We start from the raw sequence: 22698 nt of genomic DNA, 5'->3' as shown, positions 1-22698 counted from the left end.
CGAGGCGGATGCTTCCCCTGCGGGGCCAGCCGCTCTCGAATGCAAGGAGAACCGTGATGTCCGCCACTGGAATCCAGCTCACCGCCTCTCGCGACGCCATCGCTTCCCGGGGCCTGGTCCTGCGCCTGGTCGACCGGCTTCTGGACTGGCAGGACCGCGAGCGCCAGCGCCGTCACCTGTCCAGCCTCGACGATCATGTCCTGGCCGATGTCGGGCTCAGCCACAGCGATGTCGAGGCCGAGATCCGCAAGCCGTTCTGGCGCGCCTGATCCGCATCGATCGGCCCTGGGTGCTCCGCGCCCCAGGGCCGATCACGTCGGACGGCCCGCTTTTCCCGCGGCCCGTCAGAGCTTGATGATCCGCAGGCCGCCCGTCCCTGTGAACACGAACAGGCGGCGGCCCGGCATCACCCGCAGCCGGCGAGCCTCGGCTGGAAGGTGATATCGATTCAGCAAGGTCGGCCGGCGCGGGTTGCGGACATCGACCTCCTCGACATCCCCGTCCGTCGCGACGAACACCGATCCGGAGCCGAGCGCGATTGCCGGGCCACCGGGGCCGGCCGCGTAGAACCCGACGCGGATCGGCCGGCTCGGCTGGCTCACATCCAGGATGTGGAGGCCGTTTGAGCATCGCAGGTGGATGGTCCTGGCATCGTCGCTGACGGCCAGGTCGCTCGAGAACGCGCAATCGTCGGTGTAGCGTCCGATCTCGCTGATCTGCGAGGGGTTGCCGACGTCGAAGATGCGCAAGCCCCCCGAAGGACCTCCCGCGGCGTCCGGCGCGGTGGCCGCGAAGAGCAGCCCTCCGGCCAGTTGCAGCCGCTCGACCCGGGTGTCCACCGGAACCGCATTCCGCACCGCCGGACGGGCCGGGTTCGACACGTCGACCGATGTGACCGAGCCCCCGTTCGTGGCCGTGCCGAGATAGACATGCCGGCCTTTCCCCGCGATCGCGGAGGAGAATTCGGCGGGCAGGCGCCCCAGCTCGCGCGGCGCCGACGGATTGCTGAGATCGACGACGATCAACCCATAGCCCCAGGCCGCCAGATAGGCCCGCCTGCCATCGACCGCCATGTCCTCGAACGCACGGGCCTGCTTGGCCTTCGGCAGGTCGGCGTCGAACCGTCCCGTCGGCGCGAGATCGTCGTCGTTGGCCGCGCTCAGCCCATAGACGTTCTGCAGCAGGACCAGGCTGCGGTCGATCAGGGCCGCGTCCCTGACATCGGCGCCGCCAAGGGTATCGACGACGCTGGCCAGGCGGGGCGATGCCGTCCTGCCCGTGTCGAAGAGAGCCAGCTGATCGGTGGTGGTGGCCACCCATCCGAACTGGCCCTGCACAGTGGTCGTTTCCGCGGCGAAGGCATTGTCGAAGTCGGCGTGGCCGACACGACGGATCGGCAGGCGCAGGCTCCAGACGCTGACGCCGGATGCTCCGAAGCCGTAGGCTTTGTCGCCGGCGATGAAGCCATTGAAGAGCGCTTCGCCCGGCGCCGCGCTGCCCCACAGCAGCGGCGGACCGCCCCAGGGCGGCAGGTAATACAGGTTGACGCTCAGCCCGAACCCCACCGCGAGCGGCCAGGCAAACTGCAGGCGGAAATTGTCGAACCCGTCCAGATTTTCGCTGCTCACTCGTTTGGGCAAATTCTTCCGGCTGTTGTCGAAGATCTGCAGCAGGGTGTCGCCCAGCCACGTCCGGCCCGACGTGAAGATGCGATTGCCGGCCATGCCGACCACATCGGCTGGGCCGCCCTCGACCACCCGGATGGCTCTGGGGTACAGCGGATCGGCCAGGGAGTGAACGACCAGGCCTCTCTCGCTGTCGAACGCATAGAGGAAGTCCCCATCGATCGAGATGGCCGTGATGGCCTCGGCCGCTGCGCTTTTCCGCAGGGTGCCGCCGTCGACCAGCCTCGGACGCCCCGGATCGAGGAGGGAATAGATGGCCAGGCCGGAGGTGCCGTCCTGTCGCCGCCAGCTGGCGTAAAGATATCGGCCACGGGACGCGATCGAGGTGATGACGCCGGCAAGCGGCTGCCGGCGCGTGTCGCCGACCAGCCGGGGCGCCTCCGGATTTCGGTAGTCCCATGCCGTGACGGTGGATCCAGCCGGAAGATAGACGAAGTCGCCTTGCTTCAATGGGACGCCGATCTGGCCGCCATAGGCGGTCTGATCGGCCCGCATTGCCAGATCCTGCGAGTGGGCCAGGCCCGCGCCGGACATCGCGAGGGTCAGCGCCAACGCTATCTGCTTTGAATACCGAAGTGTCTTCTGCCGCACACGCTCCGATAAACTTGTCGCTTCAAATTCCCCCACGATCGGCTCCTTTTTTGATTGGGTTGGTTTTGGCAGGTGCCAATATTCGGTGTTGAGACCACTGAACCGTCGTGGCGAGACGAAGGACATGCTCCGCGATCGACGCAGGCATGGATGCAGGTTCGCCTCCCTTGGACTATTCGATCTCGGAAACATCGAAATCTATGGATCTGGCGACGAAAATGCCGATCCTCAGATTCGGGTCTGGATTTCACCATTACAAACGAAACGAAATCCGACAAGGGGATTTGATAGAACAGTATGAATGGTCGCTGGTGATCTATTAAATATTGTTCAAAATTAGATTCTTTTATTGTCGATCGTCGCTCTTGTTTCGGTGTATTCGACAGCCTGCCGAGGGCCAAGCTGCTGGATGATCGCGCCGCATGGCGGCGGCCGGATCGGATGCTAGATTGATCCCATGACTGAAGGGATCGCCGACCGCACCGAAAGCCTGGCCGAAGAGATCGCCAACGCGGTCACCCACGGCATCGGCGCCGCCCTCGCCGTGGCGGGGCTGGTGATCCTGGTGATCCTGGCCAGCCTGTACGGCGGGGCGCTCGAGATCGTCAGCCTGGCGATCTACGGCGCGACGCTGGTGCTGACCTATGTGGCGTCCACCCTGCTGCATGCGGCGCGCACGCCCCGGTTCAGGCACGCCTGCAACCTGCTCGACCATGCCTCGATCTATCTGCTGATCGCCGGCACCTACACGCCGTTCCTGCTGCTCGGCCTGCGCGGCGTCTGGGGTTGGACACTGTTCGCGGTGATCTGGGGCCTCGCGATCGCCGGCGTGGCGCTGCGCCTGTTCTGGCGCCGCTACGGCCGGCACGTCGCGCTGCCGCTCTATCTCGGCATGGGCTGGCTGATCCTGGTCGCGATCGGCCCGGTGTGGTCGTCGCTCGGTGGCGCCGCGGTGGGCTGGATCGTGGCCGGCGGCCTCGCCTACACCGCCGGCGTCGCCTTCTATGTCTGGGACCGGCTGCCCTTCAACCACATGATCTGGCACCTGTTCGTGCTGGCCGGCAGCGCCCTGCACTTCACTGGGATCATGGTCACCGTCGTGCCTCGCGGCTGACGCCGCTGTCGGATCTTTGCAGCGGTATCGCGAGAGAGCCGTCATGGCGAGCCCCGCAGGGGCGTGGCCATCGGCATGGCGATGCAGCAGCACCGGCCCCTGACATTGCGATGACCATTCAGCCGGGTGCGATTCCGCTTGACCGTTTGTTCTCTTTTTGTTCTGATGTTGGAATGGTCGATGCCAGCACAGTCGGGGCTTCCTCCGCTGCCTCGCCGTCCACGGACGAGCGGGAGACCGAGGTGCTGTCCGGGCTGACCAGGCTCGCCCTCGAGCTGGCCCGGACCTTCCAGGCCGAGGCGGTCGCCGCCCTCGCGGCCGGCGATCTCGACCGTGCCGGCAAGGCCGAGACCCGCTTCAGCAGCCTCTTCCTCGCCATCCGCCGCGCCGTGGCGCTCAAGCTGCGCCGGCGGCGGGAAGTGCTGACCGCCGCGTCGCCGGCCGCGATCGAGGCCGACGCCGCGATGACGTCCGAGCTGATGGAGCTCGCGGAGGAGCTGGCCCGCGGCTTTCACGCCTTGGCCCTCGCCGCCCTCGCGGCCGGTGATCTCGACCGCGCCGGGACGGCCGAGACCCGCTTCAGCAGCCTGTTCCTCGGCATCCGCCGCGCCATCGCGCTGAAGGCCAGGCTGCGCCAGGAGCGCGAGGCGGCGCGGCGCGAGGCCGAGCACCGGCGCGAGAGCCGGCAGGACGAAACGGACGACCGGCGCCACGCCGTCGCCCAGGGCGTCGCCGCCGCCATCGCCGCGGTTCCCGACACCGAGGCCCCCGACACCGAGGCCCCCGACACCGAGGCCAAGGAACAGCTGACCGCCGATCTCTGGGAAAAGCTGACCGAGGACGAGCGCATCGACGTCGACCTCGCCGACACCGCCTTGCCGATCGAAGCCCTGATCGCCAACCTGTGCCGGGCCCTGGGCATTCCGCCCGGCGGGATCCCGCCGGCCGGCGGCCCCCCCGCTGCCACGGCGAAAGCCGGGACCGATGGTCCAGGCACCGGCCCGAAGGGCGGGCGCCGCATGCACAGCCTCGCCGCCGGCGAGTCTTCAACCGGAACCGGGAACTCGTCCCGGCGCCGCACGGGGACGACCGGCCGACCGCCGGCACCGGCCCGCCCGCCACGGCCGCCCCCGATCCTGCTCCGCCCCCGCGGCCCGCCCTGATCGGCCGACGCCGGACGCCGCCGCCAGGACGACGAGCGCAATGCCCGGTGGCGCGACATGCAGACACCCGCCCACATCCACCGGCACGGCTGAGGCGTCGTCGGCGCGCGCGGCCGATTGTACCGGCACCACCGTGTCGGGGCTGGCACCGGACCGCCGCCATCGCCATTCTGTTTCGCGAGACCATCAGGCGGCGAGGGGCGAGTGAGCGAACGGTCGGACGACATCTTCCAGGAGGACCTCGATCCGGCGCCGGCCCGTCGCGGCTGGCGCGCGCGACTGGGCGGGCTGTTCCGGCGCCGGGCGGCCGGCGACGGCGCCCCGCCCGCCGCGCCACCGCCCGCCGGCGGCCGGCGCTGGTCCCGGGCGGTCGGCTGGGGCATCGGCGGGCTGGTGCTGCTGTTCGTGCTCTACATGGCGGTCGGCGCCTTCATCGTGCACGCGATCGACGACGACCCGGACTTCACCGCGGCCGCGCCGGTGGCCAATGGCAGCCAGGCGGTGGAGATCGCGGCAGCCCTGATCGAGCGCGAGACCGGCGGCGCCCATCGCTGGACCGCGAACGACCCGTTCTTCCTGCCCGGCTGGCTCCTGGACAACATGCCGAACTACCAGCAGGGCATCGTCTACGCCCTGTCGCGCTTCACCTCCGAGATGGGCGACCAGATCGGCCGGTCCCGCGGTTCCTCCCAGGTGGATCCGGATCTCGACCGCGCCACCGGCCTGCTGCGCTATCCGGGCACGATCTGGCTGTTCGACCTCAGCACCTCCTGGGCGCCGACGGCCTCGTCGGAATCGCAGTACCGTGCCGCCGCCCGGGCGCTGCGCAGCTACAACCAGCAGGTCGCCGCCGGCACCGCGCCGTTCGAGCGGCGGGCCGACAACCTGCTGCAGACGATCGACCGCTTCGCCGCCGACCTCGGCTCGCAATCCTCGGTGATCGCCGACCATATCGAGGCCAGCCGCGGCTGGCTGATCGACACCCGGGCGGACGACATCTTCTATGCCACCAAGGGCCGGCTCTACGCCTATTTCCTGGTGCTGCGCGCGCTCGGCCGCGACTTCGAGGGCGTGATCGCCCAGTCCGGCGCGACCAAGATCTGGGACGAGATGGTCGACAACCTGCGCGAGGCGGCGGAGCTGCGGCCGCTGGTGGTGATGAACGGCCGCGCCGACGCCATGTTCCAGCCCAACCACCTGGCGGTGCAGGGCTTCTTCCTGCTGCGCGCCCGCACCCAGATGCGGGAGCTGTCGAACGTGCTGCGGAATTGAGGGTCGGCGGACCGTCCCGCTCGACGTAGGTTGGGTTCGCGAACGCGAACCCAACACCGCGCAGCCCGAACGAATGTTGGGTTCGCCGACGCGAACCCAACCTACGAAGCTGGCTGTCAGCGCGGCCCGAACGGCCCGAGCGCCGCGGCGTGCCGGGCCACCAGATCGAGCCCGAACTCGGTCGGGCGCAGCGCCGGCGCCCGATCGTGAACCGCCAAGCCCGCCCGGGCGGCGAACAGGCGCTTGCCGTAGCAGATCAGCGTCTCGATCGACTGCATGACGAAGACGATCGACGGCGCCACCCGGGCATAGGCAGCGGCGGCCCCTGCCTCGTCCCCGGCCTCGTACCGCCGCTGGATCGCCACCGCGTGGTCGACCGCGTCCGGTGCCAGCAGGAAGCCGCTGCAGCCGGCGCGCAGGCTGTCGATCATCTCCAGCCCGCCGCGGCCGTTGAACACCCGCAGCCGGCCCTCGGTGGCGGCGATCAGCCGCTCGATCTCGATGGCCGACCCCTCCGCCTTGATCAGGGTCATGTTGGCGTGGCGCCGCATCAGCCGGGCGACGTCCTCGGCGGACAGGCCGCGGCCGAGATATTGCGGCGCGTTCTGGATCGCCACCGGCAGCGCCGTCGCATCCATCACCCGGCTGAAGAAATCCAGGTACTCGCCGGCGCCGTGGCTGCCGGCGGCCGGCGGCTGCAGGATCAGCCAGCCGGCCCCGGCCGCCTCGGCGGCGCGGACCATCGCCACCTGCTCCGCCACCGACGGGCCGAAGATGGTGAAGCCGACCGGCACCCGGCCGCCGACATCCTCGGCCACCCAGTCCATCACCGCCCGGCGCTCGTCGAAGCTCAGCTTCGCCACCTCGGTGGCCAGGCCGAGGGCGGCGATGCCGGCGACCCCGGCCTCCAGGCAGGCCTCCACCTGCCGGCGCATGGCGGCGCGGTCCAGCCGCTCCTCGGCATCGAAGAAGGCGTAGAGGATGGCGTGGATGCCGGATGCGGTCATGGCGCTCTCCCTGATTTCAGTCCGCCGTCGGCGGCGCCGTCGCCTCGCCCGCCTGCTCGCGCAGCCGCTCGGCCAGATCGGCGAGGCTGTCGCGGAGCTGGGCGAAGGTGAAGGCGATGGCGAAGGCCTGGCCGAATTCGCGGCCGTCGAGGCCGTCCCCACCCGTGCCCCGCAGCGCATCGATGCTGCTCTGCAGCGCCGCCACGGCCTGGTCGAGGGCGCTGCCGTCGCCCGGCGCCGCCCTCGCTTCCAGGGCCGCGGCCAGCGCGGTCATCCGCTTCTTCGCCGCCGTCACCGCCTGGTCCAGCGTCGCCCCCAGCGCGGCCTGGAGCGGCGGCGACAGCGGGGCCTGGGCGGCGCGGACCAGGATGATCTCGCTGTGCCACAGGCGGCGGATGGTGCGGATGATCGGCGCCGGGTCGAGATGGTCGGGAATGGCGCCGGGCCGTTCCCGCCGCGCCTCGTCGATCTGGCCGTCGCCCTTGCGCAGCAGCGTGCGGATACGCTGGTTCAGCGCCGTCGGGTCCTCCCCCGACCCGGCGAGGCGGCCGGCGATCAGGGTCAGCAGCGTGGCGCATTGGCCGAGCAGCTCGGCGGCGGTGTCGCGCAGATGGTCGCCGGCCCGGGCCGGCAGGATCAGGAGGGCGGCCAGCACGCCGACCACGGCGCCGAGGCCGATTTCGGCCACCCGCTGGAAGGCGGCGCCCAGCGGGTCGGCATGGCTCGGGTCGGACAGCATGACGATCGCCGCGGTGACGGAGCCGAGCCGCAGGCTGGGCCGCCGGGCGGCGATATAGACCGTGGCCAGCATCACCAGCAGCAGCACCGCGCCGGTGCGCAGCGCCGATGGGCCGGACAGCACCGCGCCCACCACCCCGAACGCGGCGCCCAACGCGGTGCCGAGCAGCCGGTCGATGGTGGCGCTCAGCGTGGCGCCGAGCGTGGCCTGCATCACGATCACGGCGGTCAGCACCGACCAGTAGCCCTTGGGCAGGCCGAAGGCCTCGGCCAGGGCATAGGCGGCGACGGCCGCGATCGCGCCCCGCACCGCCTGGCGGACATGGATCGGATCGAGGCGGACACGGGACAGCTGAATCATCGCGACTCCGGGGCTGCGGCGACAGCATGCCAGAGAGCCGCGCTCCGCTGCAGCCTCGCCGAGCGAGACTGAAAAGCACTCGCAATCGCAATATCCGCATGGTACCCAACCCCGGTCACGACGGGGGTGCGAATGGGCTCGATGATCCGGTTCCTGGCGGCGGCGGCGCTCAGCCTCTGCGCCGGCGCCGCGCTGGCGGCGGAAGACAAGATCTCGGTCACCGACCTGGCCGGCCGGACCGTCGAGGTGCCGAAGCATGTCGAGCGCATCCTGCTCGGCGAGGGGCGGCAGATCTACATCGTCGCGGCGCTGGACCGCGAGAACCCGATCGGCCGCATCGCCGGCTGGAAGGACGAGTTCGAGCGCTCGGACCTCGACACCTACAGGCTGTACCAGGCGAAGTTCCCCGGCATCGACGCCATCCCCGACATCGGCGATCCGGAGGAGGGGACGTTCAACACCGAGCAGGCGATCGCGCTGAAGCCCGACGTGCTGTTCCTGCTCTTGGGCCAGAAGCCGGCGGCCGAGGAATCCGGGCTGATCAAGACGCTGGAGGGCGCCGGCATCGCCACCGTCTTCATCGATTTCCGGGACGAGCCCTTCACCAACACCGAGCCCAGCGTCCGGCTGTTCGGCCAGATCCTGGGCCGGCAGGACCGGGCCGAGGACTTCATCGCCTTCTACCGCCAGCAGTTGGACCTGGTGCTGGGCCGGTTGTCCAAGGCGGATGCGCCGAAGCCCAAGGTGATGATCGAGCGCGCCGCCGGCACCGGCTGGGGCGCGGAATGCTGCGCCTCCTTCGGCGACGAGAATTTCGGCCGCATGGTGCGGATGGCCGGCGGCACCAACATCGCCGCCGGCCTGATCCCCGGCGCCTTCGGCGTGCTGAACCCGGAGCAGGTGACGGTCGCCAACCCCGACGTGGTCATCGCCACCGGCGCCAACTGGTCGCAGTTCGTGCCCGACGGCGGCTGGGTCGGGCTCGGCCCCGACGCCGACCAGGCCAAGGCGAAGGAGCGGCTGGCGGCGCTGGTGCGGCGCCCGGCCTATACCGGCGTCAAGGCGGTGGCCGATGGCCGCGTCCACGCCATCTGGCATCAGTTCTACGACAGCCCCTACCAGTTCGTCGGGGTGCAGCAGATCGCCAAGTGGCTGCATCCGGATCTCTTCGCCGACCTCGACCCGGAGGCGACGTTCCGCACCCTGCACGAGCGCTTCCTGCCGATCCCGTACCGGCCCGGCTACTGGGTCTCGCTGGCCCCGGCGGGCTGAAGGTTCTCATGGTCGACCACGCCTCTCCGATCCCGATCGCCACCCACCTCAGCGCCGGCCGCGCCGCCTATCGCGGCCTGGCCCGGCGCAAGCTGCTGCTGCTCGCCGCCCTGGCCGCGGCGCTCCTGGTCAGCCTGGTGCTCGACATCGGCATCGGCCCGGCGCGCTACGGCGTCGGCGAGGTGGTGTCCGCCCTGGTCTCGCCGTCCGATGTGCCGGCGACGCTCAGGGTGGTGATCTGGGATATCCGCCTGCCGGTGGCGCTGATGGCCGTCGTGGTCGGTGCCGCCCTGGCCGTGGCCGGCGCCCAGATGCAGACGGTGCTGAACAACCCGCTGGCCGACCCCTTCACCCTCGGCATCTCCGCCGCCGCCAGCTTCGGCGCGGCGCTGGCCATCGTCCTCGGCGTGGCGCTGATCCCGTCGCTGACCGACGTCATGGTGCCGGTCAACGCCTTCCTGATGGCGCTGGTGGCGTCGCTGGGCCTGCACGCGCTGAGCCAGCGCCGCGGTGTGACCATGGAGACGGTGGTGCTGCTGGGCATCGCCATCGTCTTCACCTTCAACGCGCTCCTGTCGCTGCTGCAGTATGTGGCGTCGGAGCAGGCGCTGGCCGCGGTGGTGTTCTGGACCATGGGCAGCCTGGGCAAGGCCAGCTGGGGCAAGCTGGCGGTCACCGCCGGGGTGCTGGTCGTCCTGCTGCCGCTGATGGCGCGCCGGGCCTGGCAGCTGACGGCGCTGCGGCTGGGCGAGGACAAGGCCCGCAGCTTCGGCATCGATGTCCGCCGCCTGCGGCTGGAGACGATCCTGGCGGTCAGCCTGCTGGCGGCCGTGCCTGTCGCCTTCGTCGGCACCATCGGCTTCGTCGGCCTCGTAGGCCCGCACATCGCCCGCATGCTGATCGGCGAGGACCAGCGCTTCTTCCTGCCGGCCTCGGCCCTGGCCGGGGCGCTGATGCTGTCCGCCACCTCGATCGTGTCGAAGTCGATCGTGCCGGGCGTCATCTTCCCGATCGGCGTGATCACCGCCCTGGTCGGCGTGCCCTTCTTCTTCAGCCTGATCCTGACCAGCCGGCGCCGCGCATGGCAATGAACCTTGTCACCCTCGAACTTCGCGACGTCTCGGTCGCCTATGGCCGCCGGGCGGTGCTGCACGGCATCACCACGCCGGTGATGCAGGGCGGCGAGGTGACCGCGGTGATCGGCCCGAACGCGGTCGGCAAGTCCAGCCTGTTCCGCCGCATCGCCGGGCTGATCGGCGGCCCGGGCGAGGTGCTGATCGACGGCCGCCCCGCCGGCAGCTGGACCCAGGGCGATCCCAGCCGGCCCTGCCACCTGCCGCAGGAGACGGCGGTGAACGCCGTCCTGACCGTGCTCGAATCCGTGCTGCTGGCGCGCAAGAGCAGCGCCGGCTGGCGGGTCGACGACACCGATCTGGACGCCGTCACCCGCACGCTCGGGCTGCTCGAGATCGACGACCTCGCCATGCGCAACCTGGGCGAGCTCAGCGGCGGCCAGAAGCAGCTGGTCTCGATCGCCCAGGCGCTGGTGCGCGATCCGCGCATCCTCTTGATGGACGAGCCGACCAGCGCGCTCGACCTGCAGCGCCAGGTCGAGGTGCTGACGCTGATCCGCGACCTGGCGCGCAGCCGGGGGCTCTGCGTGCTGATCGCGCTGCACGATCTGAACCAGGCGGTGCGCTTCACCGACCGGGTGCTGGTGCTGCGGGAGGGCCGCGTCGCCGCCTGCGGCGAGCCGCGCGCGGTGGTCACCGCCGAGATGCTGCGCGAGGTCTACGGCGTCGAGGCGCGGATCGAGACCTGCTCCGACGGCATGCCGATGGTGCTGGCCGACCGCTCCACCCGCCGGCGCCGCATCCCGCTCGACCGGCTGGCCGCCGAATAGCAAAAGGCCCGCCACGGGGCGGGCCTTTCGCACTGCCGGAGCGCGGGCCGTCAGGCGGCCAGCTTCTCCTCGGCGTCCAGGGTGGCGGCCACGCCGTGGATCACCGCGGCGATGCGGATCACGGCCTGGACCACGTCCTTGCCGACGCCCTTCTTGGCGACGACCTGCTCATGGCTGTCCATGCACATGCCGCAGCCGTTGATCGCCGACACCGCCAGCGAATACAGCTCGAAATCCACCTGGTCGACGCCCGGATTGGCGATCGCGTTCATGCGCAGCCGCGCCGGCATGGTCGCGTAGTCCTTCTCGGACACGAGGTGGGTGAAGCGGTAGTAGATGTTGTTCATGCCCATGATCGCCGCCGCGGTCTTGGCGGCGCCCTGCGCCTCGGGCGACAGGTGCTGCGCCGCTTCGGCGGCGATCGCCTTGATCACGGTGGCGTTGCGCGAGGCATAGGCGCTGGCCAGGGCCGAGCCCCAGATCTGCTGGGCGGTCACGCCGGGCGGGGTCAGGACCGAGGACAGGTTGAGCTTCAGATCCTTGGCGTAGTCGGGAAGGCTGGCCTTCAGCGTGTCGATCGACATGGGGGCTCCGGCGGGATGTCGGGTCTGGAAAAGGCAACGGCCGGTCCGGGGTCGGACCGGCCGCGCAGAGGGAAGGTGCCGATCAGACGATCAGGCGGCCTTCAGGGTCTCCTCGCCCTTCTGCCAGTTGCAGGGGCAGAGCTCGTCGGTCTGCAGGGCGTCGAGGACGCGCAGGACCTCCTGCGGGTTGCGGCCGACCGACATGTCGTTGACCGAGACGAAGCGGATGATGTTGTCCGGATCGACGACGAAGGTGGCGCGCAGGCAGACTTCCTCGCTCTTCTCGAGGATGCCGAGCGAGCGGCTGAGATCCTTGCGGATGTCGGCCAGCATCGGGATCGGCAGCTCCTTCAGGTCGGCGTGGTTCTGGCGCCAGGCCAGGTGCACGAACTCGCTGTCGGTCGAGACGCCGTAGACCAGCGCGTCGCGGTCATGGAAGTCACCGGCCAGCTTGCCGAATGCCGCGATCTCGGTCGGGCAGACGAAGGTGAAGTCCTTCGGCCAGAAGAACACGACCTTCCACTTGCCCTTGCTGGCGGCGCGGTCGATCTGGGTGAAGGCGTCCTTCGGGTCGGTCGAGACGACGGCCTGGAGCGAGAAATCCGGGAAGGTGTCGCCGATGGTCAGCATGGGCATCTGGAGGCTCCGTGGGGATGTGTCGTGGACTTCGTGTTTGCAGTGCAGCGGAAATGATTTCGCGCTGCAGCAAGCAGATAGCAAGGCGGATTCCCACAATCCAATCGATTGTTCCGACAATTATGATAGCTTGAGCCTATGAACCAACCCATCACCCTGCGGCAGCTCCGCTATGTCGTCGCGGTCGCCGACACGCGGCATTTCGGCCGGGCCGCCGCCGCCTGCCATGTCAGCCAGCCTTCGCTCAGCGCCCAGGTGCAGGCGTTGGAGGAGATGCTGGGCGGGCCGCTGTTCGAACGGTCGAGGCGGCGCATCATCCTGACCCCGCTGGGTGAGGCGGTGGTCGCCCGGGCGCGACGAATCCTCGCGGAAACCCAGGACCTGCTGCTGGCCGCCCGCGACCAGGCGGCGCCGCTGGCCGGCGATTTCCGGCTCGGCGTGATCCCGACGCTCGGCCCCTATCTGCTGCCGCGGCTGATGCGGACGCTGCGCCGCAGCTATCCGGAGCTGCGCCTCTATCTGCGCGAGGACCTGACCGACCGGCTGGTCGAGCGGCTGCGCCGCGGCGAGCTGGAGGCGGCGCTCTTGGCCCTGCCGGTCGAGGATCCGAAGCTGGACTCGCTGCCGGTGTTCGACGAGCCGTTCCTGCTGGCCGTGCCGACCGGGCACCGGCTGGCCCGCGTCAACCGGGTGACGCCCGCCGACCTGTCGGACGAGCATCTGCTGCTGCTGGAGGACGGGCACTGCCTGCGCGACCAGGCGCTGGAGGTGTGCCGCAGAGCGGCGCGGACCCAGGAGGACGCCTTCGGCGCCACCAGCCTGTCCACCCTGCGCGAGATGGTGGCCGGGCGGATCGGCATCACGCTGCTGCCGGCCCTGGCCTGCACCGCGCCAACCACGGCCGACAGCGACATCGCGCTCAGGCCGTTCGATGCGCCGCCGCCGTCGCGGCGGATCGGGCTGGTGTGGCGGCGGGGGGCGGCGCGCCGCGGCGAGATCGAGATGCTGGCCGGGTTCCTGCGCCAGCACCTGCCGGAAGGAGCGGTGGCGATCCCGCGGGAGGATCCGTCCGAAGGCGAGGGCGTGGAGCCGGAACGGAAGATCGCCGGCTGACACGCCGCGCTATGCGGCGCGGGACAGCACCCGCTCCAGGAAACCGGCCTCGGTCCGCGCGTCGAACGGCCATCGCGCCCCGGTCTCGGCCAGGAACGCCTCCGCCGCGGTGGTGACCTCCTTGCCGCCCAGCCACCATTCGGCCTTGCGGACGGTGCCGTCACTGTCGCGTTCGACCACGGCCGGCCCGTCGGTCCGATGGCGCTGGTTGTGCCGGTACCAGCGCTCCAGCCGGTTGCCGTCGCGGCCGTGGTGGATGTAGGCCGGGCCATCCTCGCGATGGGCCTCGTCGGCCACGAACCACCACTCGAATTTCGGCGTGCCGTCGGGATGGTAGACGGTCACCGCCGGCTTCGCGGTCTGGTGATAGCGCCCGACCTGGAACCAGTCCTCGCGGCGCACGGCGCCGTTGTCGTGGTATTCGATGCGCGCCGGCGCTCCGTCGCGATGCAGGAAGTAGTCGGCTGCGCCGTCTCTGAAACGCTTGTACCAGCGCTGCTCCATGATCTGGCTGGTGTCCTCGGCGTAGATCGTCTCGCAAGGATTGTCGTCGAACGGCTGGTCAACACCCCTCGGCATCGGGGCTTTCTCAAGCGCCATCTGCGTCGTCCCTTCCGCTTGGGCCCGTTTGGGGATCAAAAATGATGCGTGCCAAGAAAGAACGTTCCAGACAAGCTGAATGAATGTAACATCCGAGTTAATTAAAAAAAGTTTCGTATTTTATACAACTTTTGACACGTGCTATCCGGCGGACGACGGCGAAGGATGGGCGACACGGCAGCTGTCCCCGCCCATGCCGAAGAGAAGGCGTCCCGAGTTGCTGAAGCTGCAACTCAGGGTTGTGGCAAATGGTCGCGGGCGTCCCCTCTCAGTAGTCCCACTCCATCGTCACCCCCACGGCACCGCCGCTGTCGCCGCCGACCTCCGCCTTTCCCTTGATGTTGTCGGTCACGTCGAGGGTGACCATGGCCCGGGTGCTGCCCGCGTCGATTCCCTGCTCGACGCCGACTCGGACACCCTTGGTGAGATAGCGGCCGAGGCCGACTGCCGACCCGCCGGAGGCATCGGTGTTGAAGTCGAGCTGGTCGAGGCCGAGCGACTTCTGGATGCCGCCGAGCAGTCCGGTGCCGCCGCCGCCGACCCCCGCCAGCTCGGCCGCCGCCTGGGCCAGCTGGATCGCCTGGGTCGGGCTGAGCTGGCCGGTGGCCTGGCCGAACAGCAGGCGCGACAGCACCTCGTCCTGCGGCAGCTCGGGCGTCGAGCTGAGCGTGAGCTCCGGCTTGGAGGCATAGCCGCCGACCAGGATATGGGCGGTGACGTCGCCGGCCCGGGACGACGCCAGGAAATCGAGCCGCGGATCCGTCATCACGCCGCCGTCGAAGGTGATGCGCCCGCGCTCGAAATCCAGCCGCTGGCCGAATTTCGAGATCGCGCCGCGCCGCATCTCGAAACCGCCCTGGATGTCGGGCGTCGTGGTGGTGCCGACGACATGGATCTGGCCCTGCATCTCGGCATCGATGCCCTGGCCGCGGACATAGAGCTGGTTCGGCGCCTCTACGGTGATGTCGAGGGCGATCTGCGATGGCGGCTTCTGCGGCTCCGCCCGGCGCGGCGCCCGGGCCGACGCCTGGCGGGCGGCGGGCGGGGGCTCCTGGTCCTTCAGCCGGGCGGCGATCTCCGGCGGTGCATTGACCTGGCGCACCGGGATCGGCGTGACCGAGACCGGGAAGCTGTCCGGGATCTGGATCACCGCCTGGCGCAGCTTGACCGAGCCCTTGAGCAGGGAATCGGCCGACAGGTCGCCGGACATCGTCAGGTCGCTGTCGGCATGGACGGTGGCCAGGTCGCTGGACACCAGCAGCGCATTGCTGGTCTGGATCCGGACGTCGACCGGCAGGCTGCCGCCCGCCCCCAGGGTGACGCTGCCGCTGCCGCTGATGGTGCCGCTGCCCGGCGTCTTCGCCGACAGGCTGGTCAGGCGGAAGCTGTCACCGGCGCCGGTCACGGTGGCGTCGATGTTCTGCAGCCGGACGCCGTATTCGGAGTTCTGATAGCTGCCGTTGCGCAGCGTGACGGTGCCGGAGGCCTGGGGCCTGTCGGGCGTGCCCTCGATCCTGATGTCGAGCGAGAGCGGCCCGCCGATGCGATCGGCGCCGGCGGCCAGGAAGTCGTTGAACATCGCCAGCTCGACCTGGCCCTTGGCCGAGGCCGAGAGCGGCCCGCCGCCCATCGGCACCGCGGCCTGCAGGTCGAGCCGGGCGCGCCCGGCGGTGACCCGGCTGGTGACGGTGACGCGCCGGCCGCCCAGCGTGCCGTCGGCGGTGGCGTCCACCGCGGGCAGGCCGGCGGTGTTCAGCCCGCCCATCTTGGCGCCGGACACCTTCAGCGAGAACTTGCCGCCCGGATCGGCGGCGCTGCCGGTGATGGTGGCGTCGCCGTCCAGCCGGCCCTGCAGCTCGAGGCCGGGGCTGGCGATCGACGCCAGGCCGAGCGGCAGCCGGGCGATGCGGGCGCGCAGGTCCAGCGCGTCTCCGGCCCGGCCCGACAGGGTGACGCTGCCGCCGCCGCTGACCGCGAGGTCGATGGTGCCGAGGTCGACGCCGGTGGCGCCGGCACGGATCGTGGCCGGCTTCGACAGGGTGACCGACTGGCCGGACTGGCGGATCGCCAGGCTCTTCAGGCCGACCACGGTTTCGGCCCCGTTCAGGCCGACATCGGCCGCCATGTCGGCGGTGCCGTAGCCGGTCGCGGCCTGCAGCTTCAGCGCCAGCTGCTGCATGGTGCCGGCGACGGTCAGCTCGGCCCGGCTGATCGGCGTGCCGCTGGCGGCGGCGTTGGTGACCAGCAGCCGGCCGTCCTGGATGCGCCGGCCGTCCGCCATCGGGTCGAGCACGGTCCCGGTCAGCCGGACCTCGCCGAGCTGGGCCTGGTCGGCATAGGCGACGCGTCGCGCGGTCAGGTCGATCTTGGCCCCGGCCGCGGGATCGAGCGAGAGGGTGGCGTCGAGCTGGCCGCGCAGCGCCTGGCCGATGAAGGCGCCGACCACGCCGAGATCGGCGACGGCGAGGCGGACGGTGCCGCCGACCGGCTTGCCGTCCGCGGCCACCGCGGCGTTGCCGTCGGCCTTGATGCCGGCGACGTCCAGCACCAGCGGATTGAGGTCGAAGCCGCCGTTCGGACCCTGGGCCAGCACGATGTTGCCGGTGGCCGGCTTGCCGTCGACCGTGCCGGCCAGCTTGACCGTGCCGGCGGGGGCGGAGGGCAGGCCGGCGGCGTCGATATCGACGGTCAGGCGCTCGATCGCATGGCCGGCGGTCTTCACCCCCTCGGCCACCACTTGGCCCTTGACGCCGAGGGCGCCGATCGCGCCGGACAGGGTGGTGTCGACCGACACCGCGCCCTCGATCCCGGGCGACACCGCGGCGAGCGAGCCCAGCGCCGCCTTGATCGTGCCCTGGATCGCCTCGCCGTCCAGCGTTCCGGCGGCGTCGAGCGAGGCCTTGTCGCCCTTCACGCTGATGCCGGAGACGGTGATCCTGCCGCCGGCGTCGCGCTCGATCCGGCCGGTCAGCGTCGCCTCCCGGCCCAGCACCGCGGCGGTCGGCGTCGCCTCGGCCTTCGGTTCGCGGATGGCGCCGTTCCATTCCAGGGTGGCGGCGCCGTCCGCGGCCAGCGACGGCTTCACCGTCAGGTCGAGGGCGCCGGAGATCGGCTGGCCGACCAGGCCGGAGAAGCGGCCGAGATCGGCGGCGGTCAGGTGCAGCGTGCCGGCGCCGGACGGCGCCATGGCATCGCCCTGGCCGCCGGCGGTCAGCACCGCGCCGTCCAGCCGGGTCTCCAGCCGGTCGATGACCGCCTTGCCCGACTGGGTGGCGCTGCCGTCGAGGCTGAGCTGCAGGGTGCGACCGGCCGCGGCTTCCATCTGCGGATCGCCGAGCGCCAGGCCGTCGGCGGAGGCGGTGACATGCAGCCCGATCGGGGCCTCGGGGTCGGACAGCTTGCCCTGCGGCGTCGCCGTCAGGTCGACTGCCAGCGTGCCGGCGCCGTAAGGCGCCTGGCGCAGCCCGGCCCCACGGATCGTGGCGGCGACGACCGGAGCGTCCAGGGCGCCCCGGGCGGTGCCGTCGACCGCCAGCGAGTCCCAGCCGGTGCCGGGCGGCAGCAGGGTGGCGAAGCCGGCGGCGGCGCCGGCCTGCAGCGTGTAGGCGAGATCCACCTGGTTGCCGGTCGGGTTCACGCTGCCGGTCACCGACACGGTGCCGGCGGCGGCCGCGGCGTCGAGCTGCCGGATGGTGATCGGGCCGGCATCGGCGATCTCGGCCTCGGCCTTCAGCGTCGTCGGGCCCTGCACCAGCGCGGCGATCCCGGCCGGGACCAGCCGGGCCGCGTCGGCGTTGAGATCGACCGTCAGGCGCCGGCGGCCTTCGCCGGGCGCGATCCGCACCTGGCCGTCGACTCCGCCCAGGTCGCCGACCTTGCCGGCCAGGGTGGCGCGCCAGTCGGACAGCGTGCCGCTGCCGTCGAGCCGGAGGTCGACCGGCGGCTGTCCCGGGAACTGGGCCATGGCGGCGATGACGCCGCCCGGCGGCTCCTGCACCGACACGGCGACGTCGAGCTGCTCGGTCGACGGGATGAAGGCCAGGCGGGCGGTGATGTCGCCGGCCGCGCCGTCCAGCCGGCGGACCGCGAGGTTGGCCGCCAGGCCCTGCGACGGGTCGCCCAGCTGGGCATCGCCGGCCACGCTCAGCGTCGCCGCCATTCCGGCGACGGCCGGGCCGATCGCGATCCGCTCCACATTCAGCCGGTCGAGCCGGATGTCGACCGGCAGCCGCGGCAGCGAGAAGCCGCCGGAGCTCGGCTCCGGCTCCGGCTCGGCGCCGCCGGCGGGGAGGCGGTCGACCGTGACCGTGCCGGCCTCGACCGCATCGACCCGCAGGGTTCGGCGCAGCAGCGCCGTCGGGCTCCAGGCCAGGCGGGCCCAGTCGACCGTCACCATCTTGCCCTCGGGGTCGGACACGGCGACGTCGCGTACCGTCATGTCGAAGGGCACGAAGCCTTCGATCGCGCCGACCGAGACCTGCATCTCCGGCGAGCTCGCCAGGCTGCCGGCCTGGTCGGCGATCAGGCGCTTGCCGGGTCCGGTCTGCGCCGCCGCGAAGACGAGCAGCAGCAGCGCGACCGGCAGGCCGATGACGATCGCGAGGACGATGAGGAGAAGCCGGAGAGCGCGCATCAGAAGGCCTGCCCGATGCTGATGTAGAGCTGGAAGCTGTCATCGCTCTTGCGCTTGTTCAGCGGAATGGCGATGTCGGCGCGGATCGGCCCAATGCCGGTGTAGTAGCGGGCGCCCAGCCCGGCCGCGTACTGGATGTCGGTGCCGAAATCCGGGACGCTCTTCTCATAGACGCCGCCGGCGTCGAAGAACGGCACGATGCCGATCGTGTCGGTGATCTTGTAGCGCAGCTCCAGGCTGCCGATGATCGAGCTCAGGCCCCCGGTCGGGTTGTCGTTCTTATCCAGCGGGCCGATGCTCTGGTACTTGTAGCCGCGGACGGTGCCGCCGCCGCCGGCATACAGCCGCTTGTCGGGCGGCACGTCGGCGATGTCCGGCCCGGCGATGCTGCTGATGCCCAGCTGCCCGGCCAGGACGATGTCGCCGTCGCCGCCCGACAGGTCCAGATAGGCCGACCCCAGCGCCTTGGCCACGATCATGTCGACCGAGGAGCCGAGGAAGGTGGGATAGGGGGTCAGCGACAGCTGGGCCCGGTAGCCCTTGGTCGGGTTCAAGAGGTTGTCGGTGGTGTCGATCTTGGCGCCGAGCGGGATGCCGACGAAGGTGTAGTCCCACTCGCCCTCATCGTTCTCGACATGGCCGGTCTCGAAGCTGAGGCCCGCCAGCAGGTCGATCTGCTTGGTATAGTGGTAGGTGGCGATGCTCTGCACCAGGCCGCGGGTGCTGGTATAGGCGTCCAGCACCTCGCGCACCGCCTCGGCCTTGCTGTCGAGCGTGGTGTTGCGGTCGAGGAAGCCCGGCACCTTCAGGGACACGCCGAACTTGAAGTTCGGTTCGGCGGCGTCGTTGTAGCCGAGGCCGCTGACCTCGCCGTCGATGCGCAGCTGCTCGGCCCCGCCCCACAGGTTGCGGTGGCCCCAATAGGCGTTCACCCCGGCGCCGTAATTGGTCTCGTACTTGGCGCCGAAGCCGATGAAGCGCAGCGGCCGCTCCTGCACCGCGATCGTCACCGGGACGTTGCCCTGCGCGTCCACCTGATCCGCGGTGGTGACGCGGACGCTGCTGAACACGCCCAGATCGGCCAGGTCCTTGCGCAGGTCCTGGACCTGCTGCGGCGAGTAGATCTGGCCGGTGACGAAAGGCACGCGGCTGCGGATGAAGCTTTCCCGGACCGTCTCCTGGCCTTCCACCGCGACCGGGCCGAAGCCGGCCTTGGGCCCCGGGTCCAGCATCTCGGTCAGGTCCATGGTCCGGTCGGCATGGTCGACCACCGCGTCGCGCGACGGCACCTTGGCCAGCGGGTAGCCCTGGTCGTTCATCTGCGCCACCATGGCGCCCTCGGCGCTCAGGATCGTCGCCGACAGCGCCGGCTTGCCGGGATCGAGGCCGAGCGGCGCCCGGTCGATCACCAGCGGCAGCTGGTCCGACCCCTGGGTGTCGGTCAGCCGCACGGTCTTGAATTTATAAGATGGACCGAGATCGATCTTGATCGAGACCTTGACCGGATCCTTGCCGCGCCGCGCCGTCAGCCGGTCGATCAGCCCGGGATCGTCCAGCTCCGCGCCGTCGATGGCGATGTGGACCTCGCCCCCGTAATAGGACAGCGCCCCCAGCGCACCGTACAGCCGGTCGCGGTCGGCCATGGCGCGGCGGACCAGCCCGACCGGGCCCGAGGGCGGGCTGGACTGCAGCTTCAGCAGGTTCGAGGCGCCGGTCAGCGCCGCGGTCGCGTTCTCGTCCGGGATCGGCTCCAGCGTCGCCGCATAGGGCAGCTCGTCGGGCAGCGGCGCCGCCTCGGTCGCCGCCTCGCCTTCGGTGGCCGGCGCCTCGTCCTGGGCCAGCAGCGCCGCCGACGGAACCAGTGCCGCGAGGAGGCCGAGCCACCCGAACCTGCCCAGTCTTGCCCGCAATCCCGCGCTCCCCCTGATCGCCGCGCGCCCGTGGTGCTGCCGCCGCTCGCGCTTCGGTTGTGCCGTGATGGGAACACATACCATGCGCGTTTCGTTGCCTTAAATTCTCTCTCGACTTTTCAACGATTTGGCGCCCTCGGCTTGCGTTTGACGCCGATCCGCCTATATTGCACTGCAACGGCGGCTGGGGCGTTGGCAAGACGACCCGTCCGCCGTCCTTTGTTTTGCCCGCACCGCTTCCCGCCCTCCCGCCCCCTGGACGGACCATGGATATCCGGAACATCGCCATCATCGCCCATGTCGATCATGGCAAGACCACGCTCATCGACGTGCTGCTGCGCCAGTCGGGGGCCTTCCGCGACAACCAGGTGGTGGCCGAGCGGATCATGGACTCGAACGACCTCGAGCGCGAGCGCGGCATCACCATCCTGGCGAAATGCACGTCGCTGGTGTGGAAGGACGTCCGCATCAACATCGTCGACACGCCGGGCCACGCCGATTTCGGCGGCGAGGTCGAGCGCATCCTGAACATGGTCGATGGCGTGGTGGTGCTGGTCGACGCGGCCGAAGGCCCGCTGCCGCAGACCAAGTTCGTCACCGGCAAGGCGCTGAAGCTGGGCCTGCGGCCGATCGTGCTGGTCAACAAATGCGACCGGCCGGACGCCCGCCCGCACCAGGTGCATGACGAGGTGTTCGACCTGTTCGCGGCGCTCGACGCCAATGACGAGCAGCTCGACTTCCCGACCCTGTTCTCCTCGGCCAAGCAGGGCTGGGCGGCGGACAGCCTGGAGGCGGAGCGGACCGACATGGCGCCGCTGTTCGACCTGGTGGTGAAGCACGTGCCTGCGCCGAAGGTCGAGGAGGACCAGTCGTTCCGCATGCTGGCGACGACCGTCGAGGCGAACCCCTATCTCGGCCGGGTGCTGACCGGCCGCATCCTGTCCGGCTCGGTCAGGCCGAACCAGACGGTCAAGGCGCTGTCGCGCAACGGCGAGACCATCGAGACCGGCCGGATCAGCCGGGTCCTGGCCTTCCGCGGTATCGAGCGGCAGCCGATCGACTCCGGCGAGGCCGGCGATATCGTCGCCATCGCCGGGCTGGAGACCGCGACCGTCGCCGACACCATCTGCGACCCGGCGGTGACCGAGGCCTTGTCGGCCCAGCCGATCGACCCGCCGACCATCGCCATGACCTTCTCGGTCAATGACAGCCCGCTGGCCGGCACCGAGGGCGACAAGGTCACCAGCCGCGTCATCCGCGCCCGGCTGCTGCGCGAGGCCGAGGGCAATGTCGCGCTGAAGATCACCGAGACCGCCGAGAAGGACGCCTTCGAGGTCGCCGGCCGCGGCGAGCTGCAGCTCGGCATCCTGATCGAGACCATGCGCCGCGAGGGTTTCGAGCTGTCGATCAGCCGCCCGCGCGTGGTGTTCCAGAAGGACGAATCCGGCCAGGTGCTGGAGCCGATCGAGGAAGTGACGATCGACGTCGACGAGGAGCATTCCGGCGTCGTCGTGCAGAAGCTGTCCGAGCGCAAGGGCGAGCTCCTGGAGATGCGGCCGTCCGGCGGCGGCAAGCAGCGCCTGGTGATGCTGGTGCCGACCCGCGGCCTGATCGGCTACCAGGGCGAATTCCTGACCGACACCCGCGGCACCGGCGTCCTGAACCGGATCTTCCACGACTACGCCCCGCACAAGGGCGCGATCGCCTCGCGCCACACCGGCGTGCTGATCTCGAACGCCCAGGGCGAGGCCGTGGCCTATGCGCTGTGGAACCTGGAGGACCGCGGCCCGATGCTGATCGAGCCGCAGGCCAAGGTCTATCAGGGCATGATCATCGGCGAGCACACCCGCGGCAACGACCTCGAGGTCAATGTCCTGAAGGGCAAGCAGCTGACCAACATCCGCACCACCAGCAAGGACGAGGCGGTGCGCCTGACCCCGCCGATCCAGATGACGCTGGAGCGGGCGCTGACCTACATCAACGACGACGAGCTGGTCGAGGTCACGCCGAAGACGGTCCGCCTGCGCAAGACGGTTCTGGACCCGAACGAGCGCAAGAAGATCGAGCGGCAGAAGAAGGAGGCCTGAGGCGCCGGACATGGATGTTGAGTTCGTGG

17 protein-coding genes are annotated in these 22698 nt (G+C 70.3%); 9 read left to right on the top strand and 8 right to left on the bottom strand.

Annotation, left to right across the window (positions count from 1 at the left end):
• Positions 1-56 precede the first annotated feature (56 nt).
• Positions 57-269: a DUF1127 domain-containing protein gene (locus tag ACFW16_RS18890; protein ID WP_380307765.1), complete on the top strand. Its 213-nt coding sequence runs from the start codon at positions 57-59 to the stop codon at positions 267-269.
• A 75-nt stretch (positions 270-344) separates the two neighbouring features.
• On the opposite strand, the gene ACFW16_RS18885 is transcribed toward ACFW16_RS18890, so the two are convergent.
• A complete protein-coding gene (locus tag ACFW16_RS18885) occupies positions 345-2237 on the bottom strand; it encodes a hypothetical protein (RefSeq protein WP_380307763.1) in 1893 nt (630 codons plus the stop codon).
• Between the two features lie 496 nt (positions 2238-2733).
• Between ACFW16_RS18885 and ACFW16_RS18880 the strand changes: the two genes are divergently transcribed.
• The 3 genes from ACFW16_RS18880 (at position 2734) to ACFW16_RS18870 (ending at position 5825) form a co-directional block, all read left to right on the top strand.
• Positions 2734-3390 carry a hemolysin III family protein gene (locus ACFW16_RS18880; protein WP_380307761.1) on the top strand — a complete coding sequence of 219 codons (657 nt, stop codon included), beginning with the start codon at positions 2734-2736 and terminating at the stop codon, positions 3388-3390.
• Positions 3391-3563: 173 nt separating this feature from the next.
• A complete protein-coding gene (locus tag ACFW16_RS18875) occupies positions 3564-4553 on the top strand; it encodes a hypothetical protein (RefSeq protein ID WP_380307759.1) in 990 nt (329 codons plus the stop codon).
• 204 nt (positions 4554-4757) lie between these two features.
• On the top strand, positions 4758-5825 hold the full coding sequence (locus tag ACFW16_RS18870) for a DUF2333 family protein (protein WP_380307757.1): 1068 nt from the start codon (positions 4758-4760) through the stop codon (positions 5823-5825).
• A 116-nt stretch (positions 5826-5941) separates the two neighbouring features.
• On the opposite strand, the gene ACFW16_RS18865 is transcribed toward ACFW16_RS18870, so the two are convergent.
• Together ACFW16_RS18865 and ACFW16_RS18860 are read right to left on the bottom strand one after the other, a co-directional pair.
• The gene (locus ACFW16_RS18865) at positions 5942-6832 is read right to left on the bottom strand and encodes a dihydrodipicolinate synthase family protein (protein ID WP_380307755.1); all 891 of its coding nucleotides are present in this window, start codon (positions 6830-6832) and stop codon (positions 5942-5944) included.
• Between the two features lie 16 nt (positions 6833-6848).
• Positions 6849-7931 (bottom strand): FUSC family protein, encoded by a 1083-nt coding sequence (locus ACFW16_RS18860; protein ID WP_380307753.1) that lies wholly within the window; start codon positions 7929-7931, stop codon positions 6849-6851.
• A gap of 132 nt (positions 7932-8063) precedes the next feature.
• Here ACFW16_RS18860 and ACFW16_RS18855 point away from each other — a divergent pair, with 132 nt between their 5' ends.
• Genes ACFW16_RS18855 through ACFW16_RS18845 form a run of 3 tightly spaced genes read left to right on the top strand, consistent with a single transcriptional unit; the run spans position 8064 to position 11106 of the window.
• Positions 8064-9203: an ABC transporter substrate-binding protein gene (locus ACFW16_RS18855; protein WP_380307751.1), complete on the top strand. Its 1140-nt coding sequence runs from the start codon at positions 8064-8066 to the stop codon at positions 9201-9203.
• An 8-nt stretch (positions 9204-9211) separates the two neighbouring features.
• Entirely contained in the window at positions 9212-10294 is a 1083-nt protein-coding gene (locus ACFW16_RS18850; RefSeq protein WP_380307749.1) for a FecCD family ABC transporter permease, read from the top strand.
• Positions 10285-11106: an ABC transporter ATP-binding protein gene (locus ACFW16_RS18845; protein ID WP_380307747.1), complete on the top strand. Its 822-nt coding sequence runs from the start codon at positions 10285-10287 to the stop codon at positions 11104-11106. The genes ACFW16_RS18850 and ACFW16_RS18845 overlap by 10 nt, the downstream gene beginning before the upstream one ends.
• A 50-nt stretch (positions 11107-11156) precedes the next feature.
• On the opposite strand, the gene ACFW16_RS18840 is transcribed toward ACFW16_RS18845, so the two are convergent.
• Together ACFW16_RS18840 and ACFW16_RS18835 are read right to left on the bottom strand one after the other, a co-directional pair.
• On the bottom strand, positions 11157-11690 hold the full coding sequence (locus ACFW16_RS18840) for a carboxymuconolactone decarboxylase family protein (RefSeq protein ID WP_380307745.1): 534 nt from the start codon (positions 11688-11690) through the stop codon (positions 11157-11159).
• A gap of 90 nt (positions 11691-11780) precedes the next feature.
• Positions 11781-12320 (bottom strand): peroxiredoxin, encoded by a 540-nt coding sequence (locus ACFW16_RS18835; RefSeq protein WP_380307865.1) that lies wholly within the window; start codon positions 12318-12320, stop codon positions 11781-11783.
• Positions 12321-12464: 144 nt separating this feature from the next.
• Between ACFW16_RS18835 and ACFW16_RS18830 the strand changes: the two genes are divergently transcribed.
• The gene (locus ACFW16_RS18830) at positions 12465-13439 is read left to right on the top strand and encodes a LysR substrate-binding domain-containing protein (protein ID WP_380307743.1); all 975 of its coding nucleotides are present in this window, start codon (positions 12465-12467) and stop codon (positions 13437-13439) included.
• Positions 13440-13448: 9 nt separating this feature from the next.
• Here ACFW16_RS18830 and ACFW16_RS18825 read toward each other — a convergent pair whose 3' ends face one another.
• The 3 genes from ACFW16_RS18825 to ACFW16_RS18815 all read right to left on the bottom strand — a co-directional run bounded on the left by ACFW16_RS18825 (position 13449) and on the right by ACFW16_RS18815 (position 20582).
• Entirely contained in the window at positions 13449-14018 is a 570-nt protein-coding gene (locus ACFW16_RS18825; protein WP_380307741.1) for a hypothetical protein, read from the bottom strand.
• Between the two features lie 289 nt (positions 14019-14307).
• Positions 14308-18672 (bottom strand): translocation/assembly module TamB domain-containing protein, encoded by a 4365-nt coding sequence (locus ACFW16_RS18820; RefSeq protein ID WP_380307739.1) that lies wholly within the window; start codon positions 18670-18672, stop codon positions 14308-14310.
• Complete coding sequence (locus ACFW16_RS18815; protein ID WP_380307737.1) at positions 18672-20582, bottom strand: autotransporter assembly complex family protein; 1911 nt, start codon at positions 20580-20582, stop codon at positions 18672-18674. The genes ACFW16_RS18820 and ACFW16_RS18815 overlap by 1 nt, the downstream gene beginning before the upstream one ends.
• Positions 20583-20848: 266 nt before the next feature.
• On the opposite strand from ACFW16_RS18815, the gene typA reads away from it, so the two are divergent.
• On the top strand, positions 20849-22669 hold the full coding sequence (gene typA, locus ACFW16_RS18810) for a translational GTPase TypA (protein WP_380307735.1): 1821 nt from the start codon (positions 20849-20851) through the stop codon (positions 22667-22669).
• Positions 22670-22698 lie beyond the last annotated feature (29 nt).

This window comes from Inquilinus sp. NPDC058860, assembly GCF_042743185.1.
Classification (GTDB): Bacteria; Pseudomonadota; Alphaproteobacteria; order DSM-16000; family Inquilinaceae; genus Inquilinus.
This window is presented reverse-complemented; position numbering and strand designations above follow the sequence as displayed.

Excerpts from the sequence above, each read along its gene's own strand:
- ACFW16_RS18890 (WP_380307765.1), top strand. The coding sequence starts at position 57 with ATGTCCGCCACTGGAATCCAGCTCACCGCCTCTCGCGACGCCATCGCT.
- ACFW16_RS18880 (WP_380307761.1), top strand. The coding sequence starts at position 2,734 with ATGACTGAAGGGATCGCCGACCGCACCGAAAGCCTGGCCGAAGAGATC.
- ACFW16_RS18875 (WP_380307759.1), top strand. The coding sequence starts at position 3,564 with ATGGTCGATGCCAGCACAGTCGGGGCTTCCTCCGCTGCCTCGCCGTCC.
- ACFW16_RS18865 (WP_380307755.1), bottom strand. The coding sequence starts at position 6,832 with ATGACCGCATCCGGCATCCACGCCATCCTCTACGCCTTCTTCGATGCC.
- ACFW16_RS18860 (WP_380307753.1), bottom strand. The coding sequence starts at position 7,931 with ATGATTCAGCTGTCCCGTGTCCGCCTCGATCCGATCCATGTCCGCCAG.
- ACFW16_RS18855 (WP_380307751.1), top strand. The coding sequence starts at position 8,064 with ATGGGCTCGATGATCCGGTTCCTGGCGGCGGCGGCGCTCAGCCTCTGC.
- ACFW16_RS18850 (WP_380307749.1), top strand. The coding sequence starts at position 9,212 with ATGGTCGACCACGCCTCTCCGATCCCGATCGCCACCCACCTCAGCGCC.
- ACFW16_RS18845 (WP_380307747.1), top strand. The coding sequence starts at position 10,285 with ATGGCAATGAACCTTGTCACCCTCGAACTTCGCGACGTCTCGGTCGCC.
- ACFW16_RS18840 (WP_380307745.1), bottom strand. The coding sequence starts at position 11,690 with ATGTCGATCGACACGCTGAAGGCCAGCCTTCCCGACTACGCCAAGGAT.
- ACFW16_RS18835 (WP_380307865.1), bottom strand. The coding sequence starts at position 12,320 with ATGCTGACCATCGGCGACACCTTCCCGGATTTCTCGCTCCAGGCCGTC.
- ACFW16_RS18830 (WP_380307743.1), top strand. The coding sequence starts at position 12,465 with ATGAACCAACCCATCACCCTGCGGCAGCTCCGCTATGTCGTCGCGGTC.
- ACFW16_RS18825 (WP_380307741.1), bottom strand. The coding sequence starts at position 14,018 with ATGCCGAGGGGTGTTGACCAGCCGTTCGACGACAATCCTTGCGAGACG.
- ACFW16_RS18820 (WP_380307739.1), bottom strand. The coding sequence starts at position 18,672 with ATGCGCGCTCTCCGGCTTCTCCTCATCGTCCTCGCGATCGTCATCGGC.
- typA (WP_380307735.1), top strand. The coding sequence starts at position 20,849 with ATGGATATCCGGAACATCGCCATCATCGCCCATGTCGATCATGGCAAG.